Origin of the sequence: Psychromonas algicola (assembly GCF_004378355.1) — a bacterium.
Classification (GTDB): domain Bacteria; phylum Pseudomonadota; class Gammaproteobacteria; order Enterobacterales; family Psychromonadaceae; genus Psychromonas.
This window is the reverse complement of sequence record NZ_SNUB01000013.1, coordinates 16065-42741: the sequence shown is the minus strand read 5'-3', so window position 1 is coordinate 42741 and position 26677 is coordinate 16065. Positions and strand designations below refer to the sequence as shown.

Here is a 26677-nt window from a genome sequence, read left to right as displayed (position 1 = left end):
ATTACCATGACATCTACAAATACTACTGTTCCTGATTTCTCTGAAGCAGATTTAGAAAAACAACAAAAAGGTAATGACATTTTCTATGCTTCTAAAAAACGTTTGATGTGGCTTAGATTCAAACAACATAAAGTTGCGTTATTTAGCGCGATCATGATCATATTATTCTACTTTGTTGCCATTTTCGCTCACTTTTTTAGCGTACAAGACATTAATAAATTTAGCGCAAAGTACACATATGTATCTCCTACTGAGATTCATTTTGTTGATAATGAAGGTGACTTCACTTGGCCTTATATTAAAAATATCACTCGTAGATTAAATATGGAGACGCTTGAGTTTGAATATACTACTGGCGAAGAAACTTATCCGATTAAACTTTTTCACCGAGGTTACTCTTATATGTTTCTAGGGCTTTTTGAAAGTAACCTTCACTTAATTGGTGTTGATGATGGAGGTGTTTTATTCCTAATGGGATCCGACAAATTAGGCCGAGATATATTTAGTAAGGTCGTCCATGGAGCAAGAATTTCACTTTCAATTGGTTTAATTGGTGTATTTCTGAGTTTGATATTTGGGACAATTTTAGGTGGAATTTCAGGGTTCTACGGCGGAAGAACCGATACATTAATTCAACGAGTCATTGAAATACTAATGTCTTTCCCATCGATTCCATTATGGATGGCACTCGCAGCATCTCTCCCTCCTCAATGGTCTCCATTGGTTGTATATTTCATGATCACTTTAATTTTATCACTCATTGGATGGACTGGTATTGCACGGGTCGTACGCGGTATCGTGATGCGTTTGAAAGAAGAAAAATATACCGAAGCAGCACTACTTTCAGGTGCAAGTAACTTTTATATTATTCGTAAACATTTACTCCCAGGGGCAACAAGTTTCATTATTGCACAAGCAACATTAAGTATTCCGGCCATGATCATTGCGGAAACATCATTAAGCTTTTTAGGCATAGGCCTGCGCCCGCCGGTTGTAAGCTGGGGGGTATTATTACAAGAAGCACAAAGTGTAACTGTTATTGCTAATAATCCTTGGGTACTTTATCCCGCCTTATTTGTGATTGCAGTTGTATTATTTTTTAACTTCCTTGGTGACGGTCTACGTGACGCTGCTGATCCATACATGAATAGAGCTTAAATTATGCGTAAAAAACTACTTGAATATAAAAACGTTGCCGCTCAGTTCAATACTATTGAGGGACAAACCAATACACTAAATGATATTGACCTCACCATTTATGAAGGCATGAGTCTTGGTATTGTTGGTGAATCAGGCTGTGGTAAAAGTGTGACCGCACGCCTCCCTATTCGTTTACTACCAGAGCCAATGTTTAAAATAACTAATGGCGACGTAATTTATCATCGCGACGATAAACCATTTGACGTACTTAGCGTAAAACAAAATGGTAAAGAGATTAATAGAATCCGTGGTAAAGAAATATCCATGATTTTTCAAGAGCCAATGAGTAGCTTAAGCCCTATTCATACAGTCGGTAGTCAAATGCGTGAATTAATCATGCAACATTCCGATATGAGTAAAGAGCAAGCTAAAGAACATGCTATCAATATGCTAGAACGAGCACGCGTACCTCGTGCCCGAGAAGTTTACGATGATTATACCTTCCAATTATCTGGAGGTATGCGCCAACGCGTTATGATTGCGATGGGGGTAAGTTGTAGCCCTCGTCTACTCTTTGCAGATGAGCCTACAACAGCATTAGATGTGACTATTCAAGCGCAAATATTAGGTTTAATCAAAGATATACAACGCGAAGAAAACATGGCATTAGTGCTGATCACTCATGATCTTGCAGTCGTGGCGAATATGGTTGATGAAATCGCCGTATTTTATCTTGGTTATATTGTCGAACAAGGCACAACCGATCAGGTGTTAAAAACACCTAAACATCCTTACACCAAAGCATTAATTGATTCAATTCCAACGCTTCATACCAGCGAAGCGCTAAAACCAATCAAAGGTAGCATACCAGACCCTTATACTAAAATTACAGGCTGCCCATTTTGGATGCGTTGTGACAAAGCGACAGATCAATGTCGTCAAGAAGTCCCTCCTTTTTTTTCACATGAAAATGACCATAAAGTCAGATGTTTCGAGGCATAAATCATGAACGATAACACAACACCATTAGTTGAAGTTGAAGGGCTACAAATGCACTTCAGTATGAAAGGAGGCGCATTTAGTCGTCGTGCAGGTGTCATCAAAGCCGTTGATGGAGTAGATTTTAAAATATTTCCTAATGAAACATTTGGTTTAGTTGGTGAATCTGGCTGCGGTAAAACCACTGTAGGCCGAGCCATTTTAAAAGCAATGCAACCAACATCAGGAAAAGTAATTTACAACAGTAAAAACGGTGGGAAAATTGATCTTGTGCCGATGACAAATAAGGAGCTTCGTCCATTTCGCCAAGAAATACAAATGATATTTCAAGACCCCTATTCATCGCTTTCACCACGAATGACGGTTCAACAAATTTTAGAAGAACCACTCAGATTAGCTGGCCATGCCGATAAAGAGTATTTATATGAGCAAGCAAAAGAAATGATCCAACAAGTTGGATTGAGAAGCTCACATTTAATGCGTTACCCACATGCATTTTCAGGTGGACAACGTCAACGAATTGGCATTGCCCGCTCATTGATAACCCGCCCTCGATTCATTGTGGCAGACGAGGCCGTCAGTGCATTAGATGTGTCTGTTCAAGCACAGATTTTAGAAATTTTAGCTGAGCTTAAAAATAAATTTAATTTGTCTTATTTATTCATTTCACATGATTTAAGTGTTGTGAAATACCTTTGCGACCGAGTAGGTGTAATGTATTTAGGACGAATTGTAGAAGTCGCACCAACAGATATTCTATTTAAAACACCTTTACATCCCTATACCGAAGCGTTAATGCATGCAATACCTGACATTAACGAACGACAAATTCGTAGCGACATCCTGGCAGGAGAAATTCCTGATGCAGCCAACCCACCATCTGGCTGTGCCTTCCATAATCGCTGTAAATACGCCAAAGATAAGTGTCAAAGTGAAACACCAAAACTGCGGGAGTTTACAGACACTTTCAATGGTAAAGAGATCTTCAGACAAAGTGCTTGTCACTTTGTTGAAGAGATATACTACAAATAATGATAAGGAAATCAGATGAAACGTAAACTTATAGCAATGGGCCTATTAATGGGCTCACTCAACACATGGGCTTACCAAGAGGCCCCATCATTAACAACTTTAGTTAATAAAGGTGAACTTCCCTCTGTAGACAAACGATTACCAGATAACCCAATGGTCATTACACCACTTAATGAAGTAGGAAAATATGGTGGTATTTGGCGTCGTATAGAGCCTAACTATCAATTCCATGAATGGAGTAATGAACCACTTGTTACACTGGATGACAAACAAGAATATGTACCAAACTTGGCAGAGTCATTCGAGTTATCCGCAGATAAACGCACTTATCGTTTCACATTACGTAAAGGTATGAAATGGTCTGATGGCGAACCATTTGATACCGAAGATGTTGACTTCTGGTATAACAATCTAGAATTAAATTCAGACCTTGAACCTAGTGTTAAGTCATTATTTTCATCTGGTGGTGAACCAGCAAAACTGAAAATCATAGATAAGCAAACTTTTGAATTAACTTACAAAGAAGCGAACCCAAATTTTATCGAAATGCATTTACGCTCAACAATGGAATTCCGTCTTCCACAAAGCCCTAAACACTACCTAAAGGACTACTTGCCTGGTTTTGTGTCAGACAGTGAACTTGAGAAAAAAGTGTCAGATGCAGGCATGACTGACTGGCGTCAATTATTCCACAACCGTTGGAATACACGTGCGAATACCAATCCTGATTTACCCGTTCTTTATACTTGGGTTTACAATACCGATCCTCAAGAACTACAACAACAAGCAATACGTAACCCATACTACTGGAAAGTTGATACTGCAGGAAATCAATTACCTTATATTAATGGCATGTCTTGGCCCCTCACTGCAGAGCCACAAGTTAGGATCTTAAAAGCGCTTGCTGGTGAAGTAGATATGGATCGCATTTCAAAATTAACAAGTGATTTCACCGCATTAAAGAAAGGCGAAAAGCAAGGTAAATACAAAACTCGTATGATGGAATTAGATGATCACGCAAACATGTTAGTGCTTTTTCCAAACCAAGATTATGATGGTGAAGATAAAGAAGTTCAACGCTTAATGAGGTCTAAAACTTTCCGTCAGGCACTGTCCATTGGTATTGATCGCGATACTTTAAACCAGATTCTTGGCATTGGTTTATCAACACCTGCTCAGTCTGTTATTTTACCATCATCTCCTGGTGGTAGCGTTGAAACAAGCTCTGCTTATACTAAAACTGATTTAGCTAAAGCCAATGAAATGCTAGATGCATTAGGTTTAACAGAGCGAGATAATGAAAAATATCGTTTAGGAAAAGACGGAAAAAATTTAACTTTCTTAGTCCATTTTCAAGCAGGACGTAAGATCAGTGAAGAGGGGGCAATTCTTCTCAAAGCTGACATGGACAAACTAGGCCTTCGTTTTATCATGCGATCAGATGAAAAGAGTTACTTTGAGCAAATTCGTCGTGGTGGTGATTATCAAATGGTATTGCACAACAATACCTCTGGTTTAAACCCATTATTTGGAGCAAATAACTACTTCCCTGTTATGTCTGCAAATAACTTTGCACCTAAACAATCTGCCTACTATCTTTCAAGTGGTCAAAGTGGTGTAAAACTAACGCCTGAGATGGCGACGTTAGCTAAGTATTATGAAGAGCTATTGAATGAAGCTGATAAAAAAGTGTTTGCGAAAAAAGTAAATGAAGTAATGAAACTACATGCTGAAAACTTATGGGCAATTGGTTTATTACGTTATACAGCTTCTCCTGCAGTTGTTAGTAACCGTATGAAAAATGTCCCTAAAAAACTTTACTCTGTTTACAAAAGTCCGTTCTATCACAATAAAGAGCAGTACTATATATCAGAATAAACAAAGGAAAACCATGAGCTTATTCTATATTGAGTAAGCTCCCTTTTTTAAAAAATAATAATTCCAATAAGTATATTAGCGAATAATTAATAATGTATTTACTGGAATTACTATTAACTTTTGGAGTCGATAAATGTCAGTTCAAAAAAAGCATGGTGGCGAATTAAGTGATGAAGAATTTCGAAAGTTCACACTCTATTGCAATCAAAGCAACAATTATCATGATGATACGAAACGAGCACAAATACTTGGGCAAAACGGAGAAGACGTCAGAATATCTCCAGGAGCCATTGTTCGGATTAAAGGGAATCAAATTGGTAAAAAGTCCTACGTAGGATTATACAGTTATATCAATGGAGATATCCGCATAGGAGAAAATGTATTAATTGGGCCCCATGCTAATATTGTTGGCTCAAATCACTTATTCAGATCCGAAGACAATTTTTTCAGTGGAAGAACAGATGAAATTACAGGTAGAGTGATCATCGAGGATGGAGTTTGGTTAACAGGTGGAGTAACGGTTACACCTGGTTGTCGTATTGGAAAATGTTCATTGATCTGCGCAAATTCAGTTGTTACTAAAGATATTCCAGCTTACTCAATAGCAGCAGGAACGCCAGCGAAAATTATTGGTTACATTGATCCTAAAACAGGTGAATATCAATGGTTTAAGAAAGGAGATAAAAATGCTTAATCTTGCTAGAACGCATGACTTTCAAGTTCATTTATCGCCTAGCCCACACTACCCTGCAGCGGTAAATCCACCTAGCTTTAATTGGCCTGAGAACATCGAATCTCAACAATACAAATTAGAATTAAAAAACATTTCAAGTGGAGAGAAATGGAATTGGACGCATGTAAATTCCCCTATGCAACTTCCTTATCAGCTTCCAAAAGGAAATTATCAATGGCGTTTAGTCACTTTACCAAACGAAGAAGAAACTTCTGAATGGATTGACTTTAAGATAACAGTACAACATTCAAATTACGTGCCTCCTACTGCAGAAGAATTGTTTGAACTTTGCGATGGCCGTGAACAATGGCTGATGTATTTTGATGAAGATATTGAAACGATCCAAGAAAATTCCAAAGAGAGTTACAACAAACTAAAACAAACAGCATCCCTTTCTATTCCGTTGTCTAAAATCGGTTATCCAAAACATTACCAACGCGGCCAAGAAGAAGGAAAGCGTGAAGCAATAGCCAACGCAAGATTATGGATTGACCGTGATTTAATGACTCATACTCTCCTATATAAAATATGGGGAGAGGAGTCGCATGGTAAAGAAGCCATAAACAGACTTTTATTACTCGCAGAATGGAGTCCTGAAGGTCCGGCTTCTTTACTGCGACCTTGTACATGGGGGGATGAAGTGGGCTGCTCGTTAGCACGTAACCTATTTCTTGCGTACCACTGGTTAAGTCCACTATTAAACGAGAATGAGAAAGACTTTTTTATAAAACCCATGTTAGTTAGAATTGCTCGACAAATTGTTATTCGGCTTGAACAGGATAACTTCAAACAATATCCGGGACACTCTCACACATCACGATTACCCGCATATTTAGGGCTTGCTGCATTAGCGCTTTACCGTGAACATGATAGAAAAGAGTGCGAGCAATGGTTAACTGAAACGTTAACAATATACCGAGGCATTTTCCCATTTTATGGGGGAATTGATGGTAGTTGGGTAGAAGGTGCATTTTATGCATCGACTTATAGTAAATGGTTTCACCCATTATTTTTAAGTATCGAACGATTATCTAATTTCTCATTTTACGAGCATCCTTTCTATAAAAATTTTGTTCATTTTGCTCGTGACTTCATAATATCAGAGCAAAATATCCACCCTTTTGGCGATGGGTTTTGGTGCCGTAGAGACGGTAAAGAATGGCCTGGATTTTTTTCACAAAATCCATTGAGAATTTATGCAGCAAGATTTGGTGATAAAGAAGATTTTCAACAATCCATTGCCCTAGAAAATGCGATCACAGATTATCGATTACACCTGCTGGACATAGTACCAACGATTAAACAAATCGAATTTAATAAAGCAGTTCAAAGTAAAAGTTTAACGAAGAAAAAACAAGCAGAACAACACTCTCTTGACCATTATTATGCCCATGCTGGTCTGGGAAAATCAGTTCAACAACAGATGTCGCTTTACTATCGAGCAAGTGCGTTTGGCAATAGTTCTCACCGTCATGCAGATCAAGGTAATCTTGGTTTTTTTGATAAAGGCACTGGCATCCTAATACCAACAGGAAGTTATGGATATCGTTTTGGCAGTAAACATCATAGTCAATGGACACGCCAAACCACGGCTCATAATCTCCCATTGGTCGATGGGAAAGGGCAAAAACTTGATGATCAAAGAGCGATCGCTCAAGTGATTCAAAATAAAAACAGATCAAACTATCAACTTGTTACTTTAGATTTAAGCCAATCTTACTCCCCCCCCCTTAAATGTTTTTATAGAACATTAATATTAATTAAAGAGTACGGACTGATCATTGTTGACTCAATCGTATTAACTGAAAATAAAAGAGTGAATTGGCGTTTACATAGCCCATTAACAACAACATTAAATGAAGGAAAAAATACAGTATTACTGTCTGATACAAACTCTGACATAGAACAATACCAATGTAATTTATTAAACTATTCTAATGTAGACATAACCATAGAGCATGGATACGAAGGAGAACTAAGCCTACCAGAAAGAGCAATAGAATCTGATGCAAACAAAGAGATCTCTCATTTTGATTGGGAGTTACCACCAAGCAAAGAACATAACTTAGTTGTATGCTGTATTCGAAATACCATGACTTTACCTGAAGTGATAAACGATTCAAATGGAGTAACTACTCAGTTAAAAGTACAAGGTCAAAGGATTCCAATTTTTGAATAAAAATTCAAATAAAGCTAAAGTGATACATAATTTTGCTATCACTTTAGCTCTACTATAAAAAATATAACATTCAGATACCTATCTCAAACAAGTACTAACAACGGTGCAATTTCTATTTAAACGATTGTGCCATATTAAAAATCAATAATATTATCTATTTCAATTCAATACGATCATTCATTTTAATAAGCACGATTCAATGGCGCCAATGCTCCATCTTTAGGATCGATACCAAAAAACCAATCAAACCGTTCCAATTCAGAAATACATACAACAGCCGTATTTATATTAGTGTGTTTTGATAGATAATAAAAAGACCAATTTTCAGGTGGCTTCACCTTGAAAATTTGTTCAGCTTGAGGTGTTAATCCAATTAACCATTGCTGCTCTCCTTCTTCCAATATCACCAATAAAATAGTTTCTTCTTCATAGTACCGAGCTGTTCGTATATCTGCCTCTGCTGTCCAAGAAAAGTCACTTCCATCGAATAAAAAATTTAATCGTTCGTTTTTCTATTATTTTAGGAATCATTTATTCACTTTCTCATCATGTAAATTATTAACAGATATTACATCAATCAACATAAAATAAAAGCCTGATACATAAACCGCTATCTCGACTAAATTAATTGAACCAAGTATTTATTAAGTTATATATAAAGAAACAGTAAAGAAATAAAGCCAAGTTTATTTATTTAAAAATTTATACCTATTATGCGAATCTAGGCAGATTCAAGAAAGGAGTTTTTGACAGTTCAAAAGTTAAACGTTATTGTTTCAATGTATTTTAAATTTACTTAAGCCGCATCCGCAAATTACCTTCCTCTAGACGAATAAAGAATCCATTTATGCAACCCAAAATATTTTCAGAATTAAACGCGACATTATTATCAAAAATAAAAAAGATGTTCTTATCTGCTTATAGCGTAGAATCAATGCTCGATGTCTTATTGTCAGAAGAATCAAATAGTAAGCTCTATCAATTTTATCTTGAAGCTGTATTTGGTGAGAAATTAGAAGGCAGCATTTACCTTTCACAATGGCAAAAAGAAACACATGCATCACGTTTAGAAATTTTACAATATTTAGAAGCTCACGCCAAAAAAATTAGAAAATGGCATAACAAAATGGAAGATAGAATCAAAGGCGCACTCGTTGGATTAGCCTGCGGTGATGCAGTAGGCACTACATTAGAATTCAAAGCAAAAGGCACCTTTGAGCCACTTACCGATATGGTGGGTGGAGGTCCATTTAATTTAAAGGTAGGCCAATGGACAGACGATATGTCTATGGCTTTATGCCTTGCCTATAGTTTAGTTGAACAACAGGAGTTTGATCCGGTAGACCAAATGGATCGTTATTGTCGTTGGTATCAAGATGGTTATATGAGCAGTAACGGAGATTGCTTTGATATTGGCATTACCGTTTCACAAGCTTTACAAGATTATATAAATAACGGTAATCCTTTTAGTGGTTCTACCGACCCTTACTCTTCGGGTAACGGGTCAATCATGCGCTTAGCCCCGATCCCTATTTTCTATCATCACAACTATGATGACTGTATTAAATATGCAGGTGAAAGCTCGCGCACGACTCATGCTTCAGCTGAATGTATTGATGCTTCAAAATTATTTGCAAGCTTGATCTTTAATGCCTTCACCGCTGAGACTAAATCAGCTATTTTTGAAAACAATCAATATGAACCTCATTGTGAAAAAATTATCGCAATTAAAAACAGAGAATTTATAACGCTAGACTACGACCAATTAACAGGAAGTGGTTATGTTGTAGAGTCATTAATATCGGCACTTTGGTGTTTTATTAATGGCAATTCATTTAAAGAATGTATTTTATTAGCTGCGAACATAGGCAATGATGCAGATACCACCGCCGCAATTTGTGGGCAAATTGCAGGGGCATATTATGGTTTCACTGAAATCCCAAAAGAATGGCGAAATCAAATCACGATGGCAAAAGAAATTGAACAACTAGCACTTTCACTATTTATAAATGAACACGATTAGAATAAAACATTAACACATTGATTATTGGAGCCATTAACATGCAACCGAAACAATACTGCCCAATCTGCAATAACGAAACTGAATACAACCAGCGACACCCTAATTATGTTTGTCGCTCATGCAATAAAAATCCAGTAGATGAAAATGGCAGAGGTTTACTTTTTTCAAACATAGACTTATCTGGTGGATTTGAAGCAAAATATGCAGACACAAAAGAAGTCAGTGAAAACCACATTGCTTATGGCCATATTTGTTATATACAAGGGGTTGAATGCTGGGCAACAGAATACCGTTTTGGTGGCATTGTCATCGAGCCTATGGACGAAGAGCGCCGAGCAATTATAAATAGAATTAAAGGGAAGAAGTAAAAAGAACAACTCCCTCTTAACCACAGGCTTTAGAGTTGTTCAACCTTAAAGCCTTGTTGTTTCAATAAATATAATAGCCCTTCTTTCCCACCCAAGTGCATCGCACCAACCATCACAAACTCAATGCTTTCACTGCTCATTAAACTAGGCAGTACTTGCATCCAATTATTATTTCTATCAACCACTAAAGCTTTATACATAGCAGGAGTATCTACTTTCATTTGCGAGACTAATGGAATATTCAATAACGCATTAAGATCGCCATTTCGCCATGTCGTTTTCATTGTGTTAATAAAATCAGGTAAACGTTCAATATCTTTTAGCGCCATCGCAATCGCTTGGTTAGGCTCCAGTAAAGACATAGAGGCTAACGCTGTTAACTGCTCATCGGGCGTTTCTAAACTAGCAATAGCTTTTTTATCCTGTAACGCACGGTGGTTAAAGTGCATATCTACACCAAACTCACCAGTCATGCCTAACCGCTGATATTCCATAATAGATAACACTAAAGCCACGCCCCAAGGTTGAAATGTTGAGAAATTAGCAATCGCAATATCACGTGTTGCCAGAAACTTTTCTAATTCAGCATAGGTTTCAGGCGTTAGCTCACTCGCCAAAGTTCGACCATCATTATAAGTCATGGTTTGTAGCATTTTAGATTGGTATTGCGGCGTTCCTACTTCTGCGAGATCTGTTTCAAAGATCACGGAATCGGCATCATTATAAGCTGTCATAAACTCATCAGGTAAAGGGTGATCGCTCGCAGTTAATACATGAATAGTACCACCAAGATAAAAATAACTTCCTCCCTTACTCACCTTCCAAACTGAAGATTGTGCATAAACACTTTGAGCAAATAGATTAGCAGCAACAAAAATAACTAATAAGCAGGTTTGTTTAAATTTAATTAAATTTTCCATGTTGACCTTCAAGTAATGTTTTAAATTATTTTTCTGGGCGATCACTTCAAAAACACTTTTGATAACACTTCTAATAAGTATTCATTAAAAGTAAATGATGCGAAGTAAAAATAATAAACGAATAAAGCTGATAGTCACTTTTTTTGTTTTAGAAAACACGTTTGTGATACTTTATTAAAAAGAAACTTATACTGATTACATTTTACTAATTTGATTCATTCGTTTTTGAAGCTCTTTTTCAGCCTTATTACGATCATAGGGTTTCATATTTTTCCATGTTTGACACTCCGGCCGAGTACGAGCGCAACCTAAGCACCAGCCTTTCGGTCCAGAAAAATCACAGCGTTCTATACAAGGGCTTTTGTGCTTTTTCACTCTATTTCACTCTCAGTTAATAGTCGTTAGCAAGTTTATAATTCATCTAAGGTTTGCTCGACACTCTCTTGCAATTGGCGTAGACGATTGAGTTCCTCAAAAATACGTTGCTCTAAGTTCTTAAAATTAAGCGGTAAAGTACGCTCGCAAATACTGTAGCCTTTGCCAATAGTTTGATATCCCTTCCAGCTTTTGATGCGCCCACTTTCTCGCTCTAAAAATTTATCAATAAACTCAGATTGTTGTGGGCAATCTTCCTCTGCATGCATACAAATTGGAAAAGATTTCTACTTAATTTGAGGCGCTTCAATATAAGTCTCAAAATGAACTCCCCCTTGATTATGATTATGCCAACTTGATTTATAAAGTTGTAGATAAGGACCGCGGTTGTATATCTCCCAACCATCGTCAAACCAATTGGCATTTCGTAATAACTTTTCTAAATTTCGGAAAATATTTTTTATATCTTTCATAACGTAAAACCATTTTTATCATTGATTAATAGCGCGTTGACAGAGCACTTCTAATTCAAAGCCTCTTCTTAGGATCTTTTATTTGCAGGTAAAGTCTAGCTACAATAAAACGTTATACCATAACATAGTAGTTTTTAAGCATACGTTTTAAAGCCGAATTAAAATGATGACATAAAAAAGGCGCCACGTTAAAGCTGTGACGCCCATTAAAAGATAAACTTAACACTTACTTACAATGCAGCAAATGCCATCGCAACTTTGTCTAAGTTAGCTTGATTTAAACCAGCTAAACACATACGACCGCTAGCAATCAAGTAAATACCATGCTCATCTCGAAGCTGATCAACTTGTTGTTCAGTAAACCCAGTGTAACTAAACATGCCTTTTTGCGTGATCAGAAAATCGAAGTTTTTATCACCCGCTAAAACAGTTAATTTGTCATGCAAACTATGGCGCATAAAGTCAATACGAGAGCGCATACCTTCCACTTCAGACAACCACTTCTCATTCAACAAGTCATCATTAAGTACAGATGAAACTAACACTGCACCATGCTTCGCAGGGCTTGAATAGTTACGACGTACCGTTGCTTTCAATTGTCCTAACACACGCGTTGCCGTTTCTTCATTTTCACAAACTAAAGAGAGACCACCAACACGCTCACCATAAAGCGAGAATATTTTTGAGAATGAATTACTTACAAAGAAAGTCATCGAAGCGCGTTTAGCCAAAGCTCTGATCACATAGGCATCTTGTTCGATACTTTCACCAAAGCCTTGGTAAGCCATATCAAAAAATGGGATCAGTTTATTTTTTTCAAGTAGATCTAATACAATATCCCATTGCGCTTCTGTTAAATCAATCCCAGTCGGGTTATGACAACAAGGATGCAACAGTACAATATCTTGTTCAGGCAAAGAAGACAGTTTAGCCAACATACCTTCAAAATCTAATGCGCAAGTTTGACTATCAAAATAAGGGTAATGCTTTACCTCAAAACCAGCGCCAGCAAAAATGGCATTGTGATTTTCCCATGTTGGATCACTCACCCAAACCGTTGCAGTGGGAAAATATTTTTTTAAGAAATCACCACCAATCATTAATGCGCCAGAGCCACCTAATGTTTGAATAGTGGCAACGCGCTTCTCAACTAACGCTGAATGATTATTACCAAATACTAAGGTTTGTACTGCTTCACGGAAAGGCGCTAATCCTTCCATTGGTAAATACAAACACGGCGCTTTAGGCGCTTCATAATTGCTTTTCTCGGCAGATTTAACACACTCTAATGTTGGGATTTTTCCCGCTTCATCGTAATAAAGGCCAATACTTAAATTAACTTTATCGGCGCGATCGTCTTTCATGAACTTCTCCATCAGCGATAAAATAGGATCGCCAGCGTAAGGGGTTACATGTGTAAGCATAAAAATTCTCCTGTTAAACAGTATATCTGTCATTGCGATGATTTAACGCGATGATCAAGTTAAGTACAACACCACAACAAATTGATAAAACGAGTTGATACGGCGATACAACGGACAATGAAATCAACATCACAGTCAAATCAGCTCCCATTAATAACCAGCCCGCTTTAATGGCAAATTTGTCTTGCAAATAAAGCGCTAAAATATTGAAACCACCTAAACTCGCTTTATGACGAAACAAAATTATAAAGCCGACACCAAAAAGGAAAGCACCAAATACAGCAGCGTAAATAGGGTTAAGCGCTTGAATATCAATAAACCTTTCATGCAAAGAAGAAAAAGCCGATACTAAAAAAACAGCGGTAAAAGTTTTCGCAGTGAACACCCACCCCATGCGGCGTATTGCGAAATAATAAAACGGTAAATTAATGAGAAAGAATATTAATCCGAATTCTAATTCCGTCTTGTAATGGACAAAAAGAGATAACCCTGCAGTGCCTCCAGTTAAAAGGCCGGCGAGCTTTAAAAAAACCACTCCAAATGATACCAAACTGGTACCAATTAATAAGGCCATCGCATCTTCAAACCAACGGTGGTTTATTAATGTTTTTGCCAATGCCATATATGTTTCCTTAAATTGTTAATTATTTTAAACACAACTAAACAATCTTTATTAGATTTCAATTATCTCGCTTTCTCTTTTTACATAATGCGATGACATTAATTAAAAAGTGAAACGCTCTACTTACTAAGGTTGCTAGGTATGTTTAATTTTAAAGTTAATAGGAGTCATTCTTATATTAAGAAAGCACCTCATTTTTTATTGTGTATATAAAGCCAATGACTTTAATACAACAGGATTTTAATTCGAATATTTAACGGTTTTTACACAAAAACAAGCTCAAATGAAGTTGTAATATAAGGCCCGAAAAATAATGAATGAAGATGAGTGCATAAAGCACTTTAGGAATTTTTATTCTGAAGAAAGTAGAAAAGAAATTTTATAGTCGATGTTGTACCAAGCTTCTAAAACCAGCTCAGTCGTTAATCGCCATAGGAGTGAAACGTTCATTTTATAGTTTACCTTTATAAAAAGTTGTATTTAAAAGCTGTTTAATAAAAATTTACCATTACGATACTTAACAGTATTATTTAAACTTATTACGATTAAGCGATTTAAACACGCTCATCTTAACAGCTTAGTAACATTAATTTAGCAATATTAATGCCATCGAGACAATATTTTAATTTTCAAAAATAAACAAATAGATTCAAACGCTTACCATCATTTCTTCTTTAATATTTATAAAGTTCATGTAGATAAATCGTGTTGATGCACATTCTCATTGCAAGATGCACCTTGAGTAAGCATTTCTTTGGCTATTCTCACTCATGTTTTTCCTCTTAAATTAATGAAAATATTTTGAGGGAAATTGTTATATGAGGCGCTAAGCAAGTGCAGAAACAACGAAACACCTATATGATGACTTTTTAAACGCAATAATTAAAACAACAAAGTTTGTTTAAGGAATACATGATGTTAGGAGTTACGGTTTGGGGGCTTGCTTTAGGGCAAGCGCTATTAATAACAGGCAATATTTTATTAGTTTCTGTGACGGCATTAATCGGTTTGAACATCAGCCCTACTCCCGATCTTGCAACCTTACCGGTTGCCTTACAATTTCTTGGGCTAATGGGTGTCACTCTACCCGCAGCTTTATTAGTAAAAAAATTAAACAGAAAAAAAGTATTTTTATTAGGCAACCTGATTGGCATTATCGGTGCAGGCCTCGCCTGTTATGCGTTGTTCCAGAATAATTTTTGGTTGTTTTCTTTATCTACTTTTTTATTAGGTATGGCGATTGGTATTGGTCAACAATATCGTTTTGCTGCTGTTGAAAATTGCCCTAAAGGTAAAGCGCCCCAAGCTATTAGTTTAATTATGGGCGGTGGTGTTTTAGCTGCTGTTCTAGGTCCAAACTTAGCAGTATGGGCAGAAAGGTTTAATTATGACATTAACTATTTAGGTGCTTTTATTGCGCTTTTAGGGTTATATATTTTCACCATGCCATTAATTGCTTCATTGCCATTACAAGATAACGATATTGAAGAACAAACAGGTACGGCAAGAAGTTATGCCACGTTACTAAAACAACCTGCATTAATTGCAGCTATTGTTTCAGGCTCTATCGGATATGGCGTGATGGTATTGATCATGACCGCAACACCACTTGCTATGCATCATCATGGCTTTCATTTTGGACATACAGCCAGTGTGATCCAGTGGCATGTGCTAGGTATGTTTGCGCCTTCATTTTTTACAGGTCGTTTAATTGCTAAATTCGGTACCAACATCATTATTCAAGTAGGTTGTTTATTATTAATTGCTTGTGCCTTGCTTAATCAATTTGGCGTCGATTATTGGCATTTTTGGACTGCCTTGCTCTTGTTAGGTATTGGTTGGAATTTCACCTTTATTGCCGCAACCAACTTATTAACCACCACCTATCAACCTGCTGATAAAGCTAAAATCCAAGGGCTTAATGATTTCTTAGTCTTTGGTAGTGCCGCCGTTGCAAGTGTATTGGCAGGTTATTGGCAAAGTGTTTTAGGATGGGAAATGCTCAATATATTAATGCTTCCAGCTATTTTTATTGCCATGGCAACCGTATTTATGAGTACGCGTAAACCTGTCTCTGTTTAATATAAATAACGTAATAATGGCAAAAAGTAAGACGCAATCATTGTTTTTCTAGAACTGACAGTAAATTAAAATGACTTCTCTGACCATTATTTAACACTGCATCATAAAGGACAGACCAGTACCGCAAAATTAATTAATAATCTATAATGTCGAAATGAAAGTAGGTTCAAGTATATAAACCGATTGAAACAGACTTTATAGCAGCGCGTACAAAGTAAAATAAACGGTAGAGAGGTGTACGCAACTTATTACTAATAAACAATTTTGAGAGAAAGTTCTATTATGGAAATGTACTTACCCATGGCAGTAAAAAATGTCGGACTCACTTTAGAGGATATTTTAAGCCATATTTCAGGAGCAGAATATAAATTTTTGTATTACGATAAAATTTCTAGCCTTTACCGCCAGATAGGCGTTGGTGCATATCTAATTACGGATAATGCCCAAGCTATGTTTGATATGCTTGAACTCGGTATTCAATCATATATTGAGTTTTTAGAAAAAGCCGAAGACAGTGAAAAAGCGATATCAAAGACTGCTGTGTTTTTTGATGCTGTTTGTTGTCAAAATAAAACTGCTATGGAAAAGCTCGCACAGCTTGCACCACAACAATTAAACCCTCGTAAAGAATACGATGAAGATTTTCTTTATATGCGTATTCTCATGGATTTTTTTGGCTTAGAAAAAACACGACAAGATGTACAAATCATGCTTGATGAATATGAAAAATTTCATAACGACTATCCAGATGAACGCTTCAACCTCATCATTGCCTTACTAGATAAAAACGATAAAGCATTTCACAATAGCCTTGAGTTGTTAACAAACGAACGTTTGGGCCGCTATGCCAAGGGGGGCGATTTATATGAAGGAACATTAGAAGAAGCATCAATACTTTCTGATGTATCAACAGAAGTGATGGCTTGGTTATGGTTTGCTCGCTTTCAAAATATAGACTTGGGTAGTAAATATGCGCTAGCGCCAGATTCAGCGATGCAAGTTTGTCAAACGACACCTTTAGCTGAAGGAGCTTGGCGATCTTGTGAATCCTACCGTTCACTCGAATACACTGATAAGGAATAGAATGAATTATTATCGAATTAATGTACATAAAAGAGAAGACGAAGACTTTTGTTTTTTAACTCGCCCGCCAGAAAAAATCAACTTACTCTCTTCTTACATTGTGAAAGGTATATCAGCGACATCACGATACCCCGAAGATGTTGTGGCTAAGATGCCTGCAGATAGAGGTGGGATTTACCCTAGTGATATTATTTCGAATAGAAATCTGTGCTTAATTGTAGTCTCTGAAATAAAAGAGATTATTCAGGAATTCTGTGGCGAAAGTTGTGAATATTTACCGGTTAAAATTCAAAATCACCGTGAGCGAATTGAGAAGAAAAACTATTTTTATATAAACCCTTTAGGGAGCTTTGATTGCTTAGATAAAGAAAAATCAGTTATAGAATACAATTCTGAAGGTAAAGTCATTGTAGTAGAGCATTTTGTGTTTGATCAGAAAAAAATGGCAACATTGCCCGATATATTCAGAGTGAAAGAAAGTGAAAAAAAGTATTTTATCAACCAACGCCTTGTGGATGAAATTAAAAGAAGGTTGCCAAATCTTACCAATTTAAACCTTGAGCCAATTGAAGTGGTATAGCGCATTAATTAACAAGATAATATTTTAATAATTAGAAAATGAAAACTGTAATATAAAAAATAGATAAGTATCAATAACGTAAGGTTTATCAAAAGGTAAAAATAACTCTTTGAACAATTTGACGAAGTTAAATCAAAATGAGGTATTAATGAATTATTATCGAATTAATGTGTACAGAAGAGAAGACGAAGACTTTTGTTTTTTAACTCGCCCACCAGAAAAAATCAACTTACTCTCTTCTTACATTGTGAAAGGTATATCAGCGACATCACGATACCCCGAAGATGTTATGGCTAAAATGAGCTCTGAAGAAGGTGGAATTTACCCTAGCGATATTATTGCAAATTCAGAATTAAGTTTAATTGTAGTGTCTGAAATAAAAGAGATTATTCAGGAGTTCTGTGGCGAAAGTTGTGAATATTTACCGGTTAAAATTCAAATCACCGTGAGCGAATTGAGAAGAAAAACTATTTTTATATAAACCCTTTAGGAAGCTTTGATTGCTTAGATAAAGAAGAATCAGTTATAAAATATAATTCTGAAGGCAAAGTCATTGCAGTAAGGCATTTTGTATTTGATCAGAAAAAAATGGCAACATTGCCCGATATCTTCAGAGTGAAAGAAAGTGAAAAAAAGTATTTTATCAACCAACGCCTTGTGGATGAAATTAAAAGAAGGTTGCCAAATGTTACCAATTTAAACCTTGAGACAATTGAAGTGGTATAGAGCAACAATTAAATAATGGCCCTTCTTTTGAATGATTCGATAGCTCCAAACAGCTAATCATTGAAGTAAAAAGTGGATGGGTGCTCTTTTCCGATGCAACGACTTGTTAGGCACCTTTATCTTGGGCTAAATCACCCCAACCCCACCCATCATAATTGTATAGAGCTGGATTATTAAACAAGTTCTCTGATCTTTTCACCCAAAGTTTTACATCTTCTGACGCATTAAAAGGCACTAATTTTAACATTACCTTTAATTCACTAATTGCCTTCTCATCTGAGCGAGATGCACCAGATAATATATACAAACAAGAGAGGAAGAAGTCTTTATTTGGGCTTTCTTCACAAGCTAATTTAATTAATATTTCTGCATAATTAATGTCTGCCAAAATTAAGTCCCAATCCTGACTCATTTCCACAGGGTATTCGGCTTCAGGATTTGATGCCCATATGCGCAACTCTTCTTCTGTTGGTGAGAAAGCGTCTATAAATTTCATGGATACCTCATTTATGACTAACGAGGCTGTAGAATTTCTCATTTTCAGCCTACTTATTTAAATAAAAACCACATTAACTTACATTTACTTGAGATTAAATAAATTATTTTTATTTTCATTGATAAGTATTCAAATTGAACCATAAATGGAAGGTGGCAGATTAACATTGAGACTATTTATAATTTATCTATATTCTGAATAATACTGTGATTCATTAATGAAAAACTCAACGGGATAGCTTTCCTAGATTCGCATAAGCACGTTGAGTATCGATTTAATATTTAACTCATTGATATGATTGACTTCAACAAGTGGATGTCCATTACTTTTTATCTTTGGATAGCGTAAATAAGTCAAATTCACAAACTTGTTATGCTTCACCCTACATACCTTTGATTGGTTTGAGGGTCGAATAGAGGGCATTCGTATTTTGCAGCTAGATCAATAAATGTATTCAGTTCCTCCCCAGGGGCGCTATGCGATTCAACGAACAAGTGTTTTAGACTCCAATCTAATACTACACAACTTTTCGAATCTTTAAATTCGATCAATACTTGACTTAACTGCCCATCGTTGCCAAAGCTCTTTTCATGCTCAGGCCATTGCTCAAAAATATCGATTAATAATGCTTCAATATTGATTCTTTCCAAATACTGAGGCTCTTCGCCATTAGAAATAGCCTCTACTATTTCTAATGGCGTAGCGTTCACATTTGCACTTTGTTTCCAAAAATATAGTTGATAACTCATTTAGATTCCTCTTGCGGCATAACGCCTAAATAATGTGTAAACTAGTTTGACAGTTTTATTGTGGTATTTGCAACTAACAATGACAAAGTAAAGTGAATCACAATTTATTATCTTGTTACATGCATTCATATTTTAAGCACAGAACCATCAGGATTGAGCGCGATGATAGAATGCTTACTTTTAAAGACCGCGTTCAATTAGGCCAGAATATTTCTCCAAGCTCATCAGCAATAGAAGCATCATAATTTACCGAGAAAGATATAGCGCTTCAGCCTTTCACTATCTTTGAGTTGTTCTTCTGTATCCATTATTCGTTTGAGTGCCTTGTATGTTAACTTTAATCGCCGATCGTTAAATCATATGGAGTTAAATCAGTAACTCTAAAATCCACTCCAATAACTGATTCACCATTCGGCTCACCTTTATCCGATGACCAATAAACAGAAATTGTGTCTTCATTACCAATGATTTGTGGATCTGATAAATCATCAATATATTCAATTCCACTTTCAGCTTTTAATTGGTTTATATAATCAACGGATTTAGTAAGTAAATCAGATGCAGTTTCATCAACAAAACTGCCGAAAGTAGAAAGGGCTAATTTAGTTGTTGGCTTATCCATTGAAATGCAAACATCAACACCATCTATGAATAGATTTTTTTCAAATCGGTCATCATACTCATCAAATATAATCATTGTTACCTAACGCTCTAATAAGCCGCGAGAAAACGCGGAGCTTTCATTGTGTATAATTCGCGACGCGAAACACAATGAAAGCGTAGTGTTTTGCGTCGGTTTTAATTAGTTTTGTTATGAGGCAACAGGCGAAAAACTATGCTTTTCAGCTGTAATTTTTATTACATCACCACTTTGTATTTCAATTTCATAATTATCTTCAATTATTGAAACACCATTTATAAAAATTGAATCTCCCCACGGTGAATTATGTGGAACTTCAATATTCGAAATGTTTTCAAATGTAAGTTGATGACTTAATGCATCACCACCTTTAACAATAAAAACATTTAGGTTAAATATTACACTTCGATTTTTCCAGTCAATATTAATAGTGTTTAAAATTGCGTCATGCAGAGGCAATGTTTCGATACTTTTCATTTTCAGTACTTATAACAGTATATTATCCATAATTCACGATAGTAACGAATTATGGTTAAAAATTAACACCAACAATAATTAAATCATTACCAGTCAAAGCTTTAGAGTAAAATCAGTTGTTTCATTTTAAACATTAAGTTTGTAGAAATTAAGCATGTCAATGCATAAACTGGATGTTAATTGGAAGTCTCTATCTCGCACATTAGTATTTACTTTGCTCTCTGCTCAGCTTTAAAAGCAGTAAATTCAGATCTGGCTTTGCTATCAGGCTTAAGACCTTTCGATTCACACCAAGTCAACAACTCAGAAACGTTAATAGATACTTTTTTAACTTTCTTTCCATTTGCCCTAAACTCTCCGATTGCACTTTCCGCCTGCCTGCGCCATTCGTCATATGAATTATCCAAGCTAGTAGGATCATCTACAGACTCTTTTAATAGTTGCCATTCTTTAGGTTGAAACCACGCGAAAGAATAAATCACATTATCTTCATTCATGTAAAATCTCCGTAAAATTTAACAAGGCTGTACAATTCCTCATTTACCAGCCAGTTTATTTAAATGAAAGCCACATTAACTTACATTTAAATAAGATTAAATAAGTTGTTTCTATTTTCATTGATAAGTATTCAGATTTAAACATAAATGGAAGGTGGAAAATTAACGTTGAGACTATTTATAATTTATCGATATTATGAAGAATACTATGATTCATTAATGAAAAACTCAACGAGATAGCTTTCCTAGATTCGCATAAGCACGTTGAGTATCGATTTTATTTTTAACTCGTTGATATTAGTAACTTTAATAAGTAGACATCTATTACTTTCATTTTAAATTGCTTGTCATGTGCCACCACGCTAAACTGTACAGATAAACGTACACGAACATATTGGAGTTCAACATGGATGCAATAAGCTATACAGCAGCTAGAGCAAATTTAGCAAAGACAATGGCGCATGTTTGTAATGATCATGCCCCAGTAATCATAACTCGCAAAAGTGAAGCTCCCGTTGTGATGATGTCTTTAGAAGACTATAACGCAATGGAAGAAACCACTTATTTACTAAGATCCCCTGCTAATGCAAGACATCTACTTGATTCCATTGCCGAACTTGAATCAGGAAATGGGACAGAAAGAGATCTCATTGAATGAAACTCACCTTTTCAACTAAGGCTTGGGAACAATACTTATATTGGCAAACAACCGATAAAAAAATATTGAAACGAATAAATTTGCTAATTAAAGATATTCAACGAAATCCAACCGAAGGTATAGGAAAACCTGAACCTTTAAAACACGGTCTATCAGGATATTGGTCGCGTCGTATTAATGATGAACATCGAATTGTTTACAAGCATAAAGATGACACAATGCTAATTGCTCAACTGCGATACCATTACGGCACATAACGAAGCTGTAGAACTTTTCATTTCCAGCCTGTTTATTTAAATGGAAGGTGGCAGATCGATATTGAAACTATTTGAGTATTACCTTACCGTTTGGACTAATGCAGACTAATTTAGCTATATTATGAATAAGACTGTCACTCATTAATAAAAAAACTCAACGGGATAGTTTCCTAGATTAGTATAAGCACGTTGAGTATTCATTTTATTTTTAAACAATTGACTTTAACAATTGGATGTCCACTACTTTACAATTCACATTATTGATAAAATGCAGCGGATCCAGAATGTGCGAGTAAACTATAGTTAATCCGTTGATTTTTAATTCTATCGATAAAGTCAGGATCTAAATTTGAAATATTAAACAGGTAATCAATAATTTTATCATTTGATAGCGATAAAATACCTAAAGTGTTGGAATAGGCTTGAAAAAAATCTTTAGTTTTTAATATATTTTCAGCAAAAACAACACCGAATAATGATGCTACCCAAGGATTTACTGGCCACAAATGCGATATTGAACATTGATTTCTATTAGTTAAAGCAGGAGCAAAGCCTAGTTTAGGTAAACCATCAAAACTTGTATGGGCAGCTCCATCACAAACATTTAAAAATAAAAGCCTCCGCTTAAATTGTGGTACAAAGATAGACTTTAATTCATCTAAAGAAATAGTTTCATCATTTCCTATAACTATCTCAGCTCCTAATGGTTTCCAATGATCATATATGCCATGAGACATTATCCAGATAACATCATAAGAATTATCTTGATAGCAATCCAGAAACTTTGCCTTGTTAGCTTTAACTGATGAAAAATAATCGACTTGAACGTTTTCTCGATTAAAAATGCTGTTTAAAGCTTTATACTCAACTTCTTCTGTTAAAGAACTAGAACCAGACCAAATACACACTTTGACAATACTTCTATCTTTTTGAGGAGCTTCAAGGCTAACTAGCTGAGGATAGCATTTCCCTAAATATTTTTGAAAAATATATTGCATTGGGTAATGGTCTGATGGAATGACTATTGATGACATGTTTTTTTTAAGTTCCTTAATACTGCGTTTTATTCCCTTTACGTTATAGAACTCCTTCAGGAGTAACTCGAAATCATCTGACAGCTCCTGTTTCGGAACGCCAAATCTATCTTTATTTTTCGGAATGACTTCAAAACCAGAAACTCCTCGAACTGAATGTGATACTTGATTAAACTCACTGAAACCTCTAGTCACATTGGTAATAATTTGCGTTACATCTCTTTTGCAATGAAAACTATACTCTAATGATGAAAGCCTATAATAATCTTTATACGTAGGATCTATAAAGAATACATCTTCCTCATCAATTAAATTCTGCTCTTCAACTTCATACCATGTCGATAAAATTTGAAGTACCTCATTAATATTGCCAGTGGCAGCCAAGGCTAAAATAGCTGGCTTTATCATTTCAAATAATCGGTCTTTCTGCATTATGATACTTGAATAGCCACTGTCGATATCATGACTATTATTTATATCCGTTATTTCTAATAAAATTTCTTTTAATGAATTCCTGTCTAAGTTTTCAAAATCTCGCGATATAACATTAAATAAAAAGTGTAATTTTTGATGGTTTTTACAATACTTCTCATAATATCTAAGAGCAATGTTAGCCCAATAATGAGCTGGTTCTTTAGTGTATTTAGCAAGCTCCGTTGAAAGAGACAATAATAGATCAATGGTAGTGTCTCCATTACATACGTCTGATTTGACTAAGTTTTGAATGTATAAAACAATTTCAGGCGTTTGCTTATGGTTTATCGAATTGGCCCAACAAGCAATGCTTCCAATTGCCCAACCGAAACTAATTACATTAATTCTATTTTTGACAACCAGATAAAAAAGATCAAGCATTTCATTTGCAATATTTTCATAAGCTGAAATCCTTCTGCATATAAAATAGAAGTTACCAATCCAGTTGAATAGCTCACCTAATGACTCATTATTTGCGACATAATAGTTATTAATAAAATCAGAAGGTCTATTTAAATTGAACTCTTTCGATTGTTCGTCATTAAAATTGTCAGAAAAAGAATATGAAACATATGATAAGGCTTTATTATGGTTTCCAATGCAGCAATAATAATTGAATGGTATATAACTTATAAAGTGAATAATAAAGTTAATTGTTGAATGGTTTGAATCATTTTTTTCTTTGAAAATTTGTTCAGCCATTAAACGTGAAACTAAATCAAGGTCCTCTATATTCTGTTCTTCAATCAACTTATTCTGTATTTTCTGGATTGTTAATAAAAGACCATTTAATTGAGTGTGGTTAGATATATCAAAAAGACTTTCTTCTATATTCAGTTTTACAAATTCATCACAAAGCAGTTTACTTAATAATATAATATTCACATATTTCCCCAAAAATGTTATGTATTTAAATCAACTTTGAGCTGACTCATGAAATAATAAATAATATCAAAAGCATAGATTACACTTACGGTCATTGCTTAACTATATAGAAACGGTAGTAAAAATTCGAGAGCAAGGTCTTGCCTTTTACCTCTACTCATCAATTAGTTAACAATCAAACCAATACCCAACGCGGCTACAACAACGCTCACCGTTGAGCTTTCCCAAACAATGAATAACTTCCAGCAACAACAAACAGGACGTTTGCTGTAAGTTCATTCGGCGCATGGACGCAACCTATGAACTGGTGCGTTAAGGAAGGTATTTGTTGATTGGATCAAGAAAGCGATTCGGTGTCAGTCTTTTTGCGTGTTGTGGGTAAAAGGTTTCTTCTGACCAAGAAAAAGTTGAGTCGCCGACAGGGCGAAACCAAAGCTAATGAATACCAAACCGCTACGACGAGCGAAGACGAGCCTATATTTTCTGCAAAAAGAGTAAATACTAAAGTATCTATTTAGGAACGAAGAATTTTGCTTACCAAAGGTGGCTTAAAAGCCACGTCCCCAAATAACAACAATAACGATAATAAGAACATAAGCAATGCTCAATACAGAACGATAACGCTCACCGTTGAGTTTTCACAAACAATGGATAACCTCCTTGCTGTAAGTTCATCCGACACACAGACGTGTCATATGAACTGGTGTGTTAAGAAACTGAATTTTAATGTATAGCCATTGGTTGAATTAGGAAGCGATTCGGTGACACTCTCTTTGCGTGTTGTGAATAAAAAGTATCTGCTGTTCAGAGAAAGTAAAGTCGCCGACAGAACGAAAACACTGCCTATAAAATTCAAACTGATAGGGTGAGCCCAGACCTACGTAAACTTAAAGACGTTAATTCTCATATAAGCAGAAAATTGGCGTTCATTCGTTGGTCGTGATAAAAAGATGTTGTTCGAATTTATAAGCTATTTTCGTTATTATTTTTATTTACGAAAATAGCTTTGTTTTTTGAGGCTTAAATTAATAGCGGTTCAAGTTGCTTGATGATTCAAAGCGAAGGTTGAATTAGATAGTATGCAGAATGAGCCTCCCGCTGAATGACGAAATAGCTAATATTAGGAAGAATAATGTCCCACTTTTTTTTAATGGAAAGGCCAGGCGGCCACTATCAATTATGTGACGCCTCAATGAATAAGCAGGATAATGGACTCTGTTGGGGAGATTTTATTGATGGTGCGAAATTACGTACCGATCAAGTGGAAGAGCCCATCTTAGTTGATTTAAGATACCCCGAAGATGTAATGCCTGAAATTTTTCAAAGCCCACTGTTAATCAGTGATGAATTCCTTGCTGATCTTCTTAATTTCGGGATAGATAATATAGATGCTTATGAATGCCATCTTATCGATGGTGAGTCGGGGAAAGTTTGGACGAATTACAAATTGTGTAACATTATCGGTTTGTTAGATGTTTTTGATATGCAAGCCTCTACATTGAATGACGGTTCATCTCCTGAAGTGGCCTTATTATTTGATGATATTGTGATCAACGAAAGTAAAGCGGGAGGTCATCATTTGTTCAGACCTGCTGGAAAAATGTCTTCTATCCTTGTATCACAAGAGCTGAAAGACTATATAGAAGGTTTAGGGAAATACAAAAACGTTGAATTTGTGCACCCAAGTGAATACGCTTAATAAACAAGCCAGAATGAAGTGCTGAACACCGACTCATTGAGGTAAGCAACCCCAAATAGGACGCTTGGCTTAGAAAGCGAGTCGGTGACAGTCTCTTTGCATGTTGTGGGTAAAAGGTCTTGCTGTTGAGAGAAAGTAAAGTCACCGACAGCGCGAAAACACAATAAATAAACA

At 35.7% G+C, this 26677-nt stretch carries 30 protein-coding genes; 16 read left to right on the top strand and 14 right to left on the bottom strand.

What is annotated here, in order from left to right; genetic code table 11:
* Positions 1-6 precede the first annotated feature (6 nt).
* From E2R67_RS08470 to E2R67_RS08445, 6 genes are all read left to right on the top strand, one after another.
* Entirely contained in the window at positions 7-1158 is a 1152-nt protein-coding gene (locus E2R67_RS08470) for an ABC transporter permease (RefSeq protein WP_134290513.1), read from the top strand.
* 3 nt (positions 1159-1161) lie between these two features.
* A complete protein-coding gene (locus tag E2R67_RS08465; RefSeq protein WP_134290512.1) occupies positions 1162-2142 on the top strand; it encodes an ABC transporter ATP-binding protein in 981 nt (326 codons plus the stop codon).
* Positions 2143-2145: 3 nt separating this feature from the next.
* The gene (locus E2R67_RS08460) at positions 2146-3171 is read left to right on the top strand and encodes an ABC transporter ATP-binding protein (protein WP_134290511.1); all 1026 of its coding nucleotides are present in this window, start codon (positions 2146-2148) and stop codon (positions 3169-3171) included.
* A gap of 15 nt (positions 3172-3186) precedes the next feature.
* On the top strand, positions 3187-5049 hold the full coding sequence (locus tag E2R67_RS08455) for an ABC transporter substrate-binding protein (RefSeq protein WP_134290510.1): 1863 nt from the start codon (positions 3187-3189) through the stop codon (positions 5047-5049).
* Between the two features lie 133 nt (positions 5050-5182).
* The gene (locus tag E2R67_RS08450) at positions 5183-5743 is read left to right on the top strand and encodes an acyltransferase (protein WP_134290509.1); all 561 of its coding nucleotides are present in this window, start codon (positions 5183-5185) and stop codon (positions 5741-5743) included.
* The gene (locus tag E2R67_RS08445; protein ID WP_134290508.1) at positions 5736-7961 is read left to right on the top strand and encodes a heparinase II/III domain-containing protein; all 2226 of its coding nucleotides are present in this window, start codon (positions 5736-5738) and stop codon (positions 7959-7961) included. The genes E2R67_RS08450 and E2R67_RS08445 overlap by 8 nt, the downstream gene beginning before the upstream one ends.
* A 182-nt stretch (positions 7962-8143) precedes the next feature.
* On the opposite strand, the gene E2R67_RS08440 is transcribed toward E2R67_RS08445, so the two are convergent.
* On the bottom strand, positions 8144-8368 hold the full coding sequence (locus E2R67_RS08440; RefSeq protein ID WP_134290507.1) for a hypothetical protein: 225 nt from the start codon (positions 8366-8368) through the stop codon (positions 8144-8146).
* 440 nt (positions 8369-8808) lie between these two features.
* Here E2R67_RS08440 and E2R67_RS08435 point away from each other — a divergent pair, with 440 nt between their 5' ends.
* Complete coding sequence (locus tag E2R67_RS08435) at positions 8809-9984, top strand: ADP-ribosylglycohydrolase family protein (protein WP_243836984.1); 1176 nt, start codon at positions 8809-8811, stop codon at positions 9982-9984.
* Between the two features lie 38 nt (positions 9985-10022).
* Positions 10023-10352 (top strand): hypothetical protein, encoded by a 330-nt coding sequence (locus E2R67_RS08430; protein WP_134290506.1) that lies wholly within the window; start codon positions 10023-10025, stop codon positions 10350-10352.
* 29 nt (positions 10353-10381) lie between these two features.
* On the opposite strand, the gene E2R67_RS08425 is transcribed toward E2R67_RS08430, so the two are convergent.
* The 7 genes from E2R67_RS08425 to tnaC all read right to left on the bottom strand — a co-directional run bounded on the left by E2R67_RS08425 (position 10382) and on the right by tnaC (position 14616).
* Positions 10382-11272: a TraB/GumN family protein gene (locus tag E2R67_RS08425; RefSeq protein WP_134290505.1), complete on the bottom strand. Its 891-nt coding sequence runs from the start codon at positions 11270-11272 to the stop codon at positions 10382-10384.
* 195 nt (positions 11273-11467) lie between these two features.
* Positions 11468-11647, bottom strand: coding sequence for a DUF1289 domain-containing protein (locus E2R67_RS08420; RefSeq protein ID WP_134290504.1), 180 nt, complete (start codon positions 11645-11647; stop codon positions 11468-11470).
* A gap of 35 nt (positions 11648-11682) precedes the next feature.
* Positions 11683-11916 (bottom strand): hypothetical protein, encoded by a 234-nt coding sequence (locus tag E2R67_RS16865; protein WP_243836983.1) that lies wholly within the window; start codon positions 11914-11916, stop codon positions 11683-11685.
* Between the two features lie 18 nt (positions 11917-11934).
* Complete coding sequence (locus E2R67_RS16860) at positions 11935-12120, bottom strand: hypothetical protein (RefSeq protein ID WP_243836982.1); 186 nt, start codon at positions 12118-12120, stop codon at positions 11935-11937.
* Positions 12121-12350: 230 nt separating this feature from the next.
* Complete coding sequence (locus E2R67_RS08410) at positions 12351-13544, bottom strand: amino acid aminotransferase (protein ID WP_134290503.1); 1194 nt, start codon at positions 13542-13544, stop codon at positions 12351-12353.
* A gap of 13 nt (positions 13545-13557) precedes the next feature.
* Positions 13558-14166 carry a YitT family protein gene (locus E2R67_RS08405; protein ID WP_134290502.1) on the bottom strand — a complete coding sequence of 203 codons (609 nt, stop codon included), beginning with the start codon at positions 14164-14166 and terminating at the stop codon, positions 13558-13560.
* Between the two features lie 351 nt (positions 14167-14517).
* Positions 14518-14616 (bottom strand): tryptophanase leader peptide, encoded by a 99-nt coding sequence (tnaC, locus tag E2R67_RS08400; RefSeq protein WP_134290501.1) that lies wholly within the window; start codon positions 14614-14616, stop codon positions 14518-14520.
* 465 nt (positions 14617-15081) lie between these two features.
* On the opposite strand from tnaC, the gene E2R67_RS08395 reads away from it, so the two are divergent.
* From E2R67_RS08395 to E2R67_RS17000, 5 genes are all read left to right on the top strand, one after another.
* Entirely contained in the window at positions 15082-16248 is a 1167-nt protein-coding gene (locus E2R67_RS08395) for an MFS transporter (protein WP_134290558.1), read from the top strand.
* 300 nt (positions 16249-16548) lie between these two features.
* Positions 16549-17331 (top strand): Imm49 family immunity protein, encoded by a 783-nt coding sequence (locus E2R67_RS08390; protein ID WP_166739346.1) that lies wholly within the window; start codon positions 16549-16551, stop codon positions 17329-17331.
* 1 nt (position 17332) lies between these two features.
* Positions 17333-17911, top strand: coding sequence for an imm11 family protein (locus E2R67_RS08385; protein ID WP_134290499.1), 579 nt, complete (start codon positions 17333-17335; stop codon positions 17909-17911).
* A 148-nt stretch (positions 17912-18059) separates the two neighbouring features.
* Positions 18060-18392, top strand: coding sequence for a hypothetical protein (locus E2R67_RS08380; protein WP_134290498.1), 333 nt, complete (start codon positions 18060-18062; stop codon positions 18390-18392).
* Complete coding sequence (locus E2R67_RS17000) at positions 18365-18637, top strand: imm11 family protein (protein ID WP_445177035.1); 273 nt, start codon at positions 18365-18367, stop codon at positions 18635-18637. Before E2R67_RS08380 ends, E2R67_RS17000 begins: the two co-directional genes overlap by 28 nt.
* A gap of 106 nt (positions 18638-18743) precedes the next feature.
* Here the strand turns inward: E2R67_RS17000 and E2R67_RS08375 are convergent, their stop codons facing one another.
* The 5 genes from E2R67_RS08375 to E2R67_RS08355 form a co-directional block, all read right to left on the bottom strand.
* Positions 18744-19133: a hypothetical protein gene (locus tag E2R67_RS08375; protein ID WP_134290497.1), complete on the bottom strand. Its 390-nt coding sequence runs from the start codon at positions 19131-19133 to the stop codon at positions 18744-18746.
* 377 nt (positions 19134-19510) lie between these two features.
* Positions 19511-19882: a hypothetical protein gene (locus tag E2R67_RS08370; protein WP_134290496.1), complete on the bottom strand. Its 372-nt coding sequence runs from the start codon at positions 19880-19882 to the stop codon at positions 19511-19513.
* 337 nt (positions 19883-20219) lie between these two features.
* Positions 20220-20579: a hypothetical protein gene (locus tag E2R67_RS08365; RefSeq protein ID WP_134290495.1), complete on the bottom strand. Its 360-nt coding sequence runs from the start codon at positions 20577-20579 to the stop codon at positions 20220-20222.
* 114 nt (positions 20580-20693) lie between these two features.
* Positions 20694-20999, bottom strand: coding sequence for a hypothetical protein (locus E2R67_RS08360; protein WP_134290494.1), 306 nt, complete (start codon positions 20997-20999; stop codon positions 20694-20696).
* A gap of 209 nt (positions 21000-21208) precedes the next feature.
* Positions 21209-21496: a hypothetical protein gene (locus E2R67_RS08355; protein ID WP_134290493.1), complete on the bottom strand. Its 288-nt coding sequence runs from the start codon at positions 21494-21496 to the stop codon at positions 21209-21211.
* Between the two features lie 406 nt (positions 21497-21902).
* On the opposite strand from E2R67_RS08355, the gene yefM reads away from it, so the two are divergent.
* Both yefM and E2R67_RS08345 read left to right on the top strand, forming a co-directional pair.
* Positions 21903-22154, top strand: coding sequence for a YoeB-YefM toxin-antitoxin system antitoxin YefM (gene yefM / locus E2R67_RS08350; protein ID WP_134290492.1), 252 nt, complete (start codon positions 21903-21905; stop codon positions 22152-22154).
* Positions 22151-22411: a Txe/YoeB family addiction module toxin gene (locus E2R67_RS08345; protein ID WP_134290491.1), complete on the top strand. Its 261-nt coding sequence runs from the start codon at positions 22151-22153 to the stop codon at positions 22409-22411. The genes yefM and E2R67_RS08345 overlap by 4 nt, the downstream gene beginning before the upstream one ends.
* 257 nt (positions 22412-22668) lie before the next feature.
* On the opposite strand, the gene E2R67_RS08340 is transcribed toward E2R67_RS08345, so the two are convergent.
* The gene (locus tag E2R67_RS08340; protein WP_134290490.1) at positions 22669-24804 is read right to left on the bottom strand and encodes a CHAT domain-containing protein; all 2136 of its coding nucleotides are present in this window, start codon (positions 24802-24804) and stop codon (positions 22669-22671) included.
* Positions 24805-25936: 1132 nt separating this feature from the next.
* Between E2R67_RS08340 and E2R67_RS08335 the strand changes: the two genes are divergently transcribed.
* Positions 25937-26503, top strand: coding sequence for an imm11 family protein (locus tag E2R67_RS08335; RefSeq protein ID WP_134290489.1), 567 nt, complete (start codon positions 25937-25939; stop codon positions 26501-26503).
* Positions 26504-26677: the final 174 nt, after the last annotated feature.

What these genes read in the sequence shown, in the direction of transcription:
- E2R67_RS08470 (WP_134290513.1), top strand. Translation starts at nt 7, where the DNA reads ATGACATCTACAAATACTACTGTTCCTGATTTCTCTGAAGCAGATTTA.
- E2R67_RS08465 (WP_134290512.1), top strand. Translation starts at nt 1,162, where the DNA reads ATGCGTAAAAAACTACTTGAATATAAAAACGTTGCCGCTCAGTTCAAT.
- E2R67_RS08460 (WP_134290511.1), top strand. Translation starts at nt 2,146, where the DNA reads ATGAACGATAACACAACACCATTAGTTGAAGTTGAAGGGCTACAAATG.
- E2R67_RS08455 (WP_134290510.1), top strand. Translation starts at nt 3,187, where the DNA reads ATGAAACGTAAACTTATAGCAATGGGCCTATTAATGGGCTCACTCAAC.
- E2R67_RS08450 (WP_134290509.1), top strand. Translation starts at nt 5,183, where the DNA reads ATGTCAGTTCAAAAAAAGCATGGTGGCGAATTAAGTGATGAAGAATTT.
- E2R67_RS08445 (WP_134290508.1), top strand. Translation starts at nt 5,736, where the DNA reads ATGCTTAATCTTGCTAGAACGCATGACTTTCAAGTTCATTTATCGCCT.
- E2R67_RS08435 (WP_243836984.1), top strand. Translation starts at nt 8,809, where the DNA reads ATGCAACCCAAAATATTTTCAGAATTAAACGCGACATTATTATCAAAA.
- E2R67_RS08430 (WP_134290506.1), top strand. Translation starts at nt 10,023, where the DNA reads ATGCAACCGAAACAATACTGCCCAATCTGCAATAACGAAACTGAATAC.
- E2R67_RS08425 (WP_134290505.1), bottom strand. Translation starts at nt 11,272, where the DNA reads ATGGAAAATTTAATTAAATTTAAACAAACCTGCTTATTAGTTATTTTT.
- E2R67_RS16865 (WP_243836983.1), bottom strand. Translation starts at nt 11,916, where the DNA reads ATGCATGCAGAGGAAGATTGCCCACAACAATCTGAGTTTATTGATAAA.
- E2R67_RS16860 (WP_243836982.1), bottom strand. Translation starts at nt 12,120, where the DNA reads ATGAAAGATATAAAAAATATTTTCCGAAATTTAGAAAAGTTATTACGA.
- E2R67_RS08410 (WP_134290503.1), bottom strand. Translation starts at nt 13,544, where the DNA reads ATGCTTACACATGTAACCCCTTACGCTGGCGATCCTATTTTATCGCTG.
- E2R67_RS08405 (WP_134290502.1), bottom strand. Translation starts at nt 14,166, where the DNA reads ATGGCATTGGCAAAAACATTAATAAACCACCGTTGGTTTGAAGATGCG.
- tnaC (WP_134290501.1), bottom strand. Translation starts at nt 14,616, where the DNA reads ATGAACGTTTCACTCCTATGGCGATTAACGACTGAGCTGGTTTTAGAA.
- E2R67_RS08395 (WP_134290558.1), top strand. Translation starts at nt 15,082, where the DNA reads ATGTTAGGAGTTACGGTTTGGGGGCTTGCTTTAGGGCAAGCGCTATTA.
- E2R67_RS08390 (WP_166739346.1), top strand. Translation starts at nt 16,549, where the DNA reads ATGGCAGTAAAAAATGTCGGACTCACTTTAGAGGATATTTTAAGCCAT.
- E2R67_RS08385 (WP_134290499.1), top strand. Translation starts at nt 17,333, where the DNA reads ATGAATTATTATCGAATTAATGTACATAAAAGAGAAGACGAAGACTTT.
- E2R67_RS08380 (WP_134290498.1), top strand. Translation starts at nt 18,060, where the DNA reads ATGAATTATTATCGAATTAATGTGTACAGAAGAGAAGACGAAGACTTT.
- E2R67_RS08375 (WP_134290497.1), bottom strand. Translation starts at nt 19,133, where the DNA reads ATGAAATTTATAGACGCTTTCTCACCAACAGAAGAAGAGTTGCGCATA.
- E2R67_RS08370 (WP_134290496.1), bottom strand. Translation starts at nt 19,882, where the DNA reads ATGAGTTATCAACTATATTTTTGGAAACAAAGTGCAAATGTGAACGCT.
- E2R67_RS08365 (WP_134290495.1), bottom strand. Translation starts at nt 20,579, where the DNA reads ATGATTATATTTGATGAGTATGATGACCGATTTGAAAAAAATCTATTC.
- E2R67_RS08360 (WP_134290494.1), bottom strand. Translation starts at nt 20,999, where the DNA reads ATGAAAAGTATCGAAACATTGCCTCTGCATGACGCAATTTTAAACACT.
- E2R67_RS08355 (WP_134290493.1), bottom strand. Translation starts at nt 21,496, where the DNA reads ATGAATGAAGATAATGTGATTTATTCTTTCGCGTGGTTTCAACCTAAA.
- yefM (WP_134290492.1), top strand. Translation starts at nt 21,903, where the DNA reads ATGGATGCAATAAGCTATACAGCAGCTAGAGCAAATTTAGCAAAGACA.
- E2R67_RS08345 (WP_134290491.1), top strand. Translation starts at nt 22,151, where the DNA reads ATGAAACTCACCTTTTCAACTAAGGCTTGGGAACAATACTTATATTGG.
- E2R67_RS08335 (WP_134290489.1), top strand. Translation starts at nt 25,937, where the DNA reads ATGTCCCACTTTTTTTTAATGGAAAGGCCAGGCGGCCACTATCAATTA.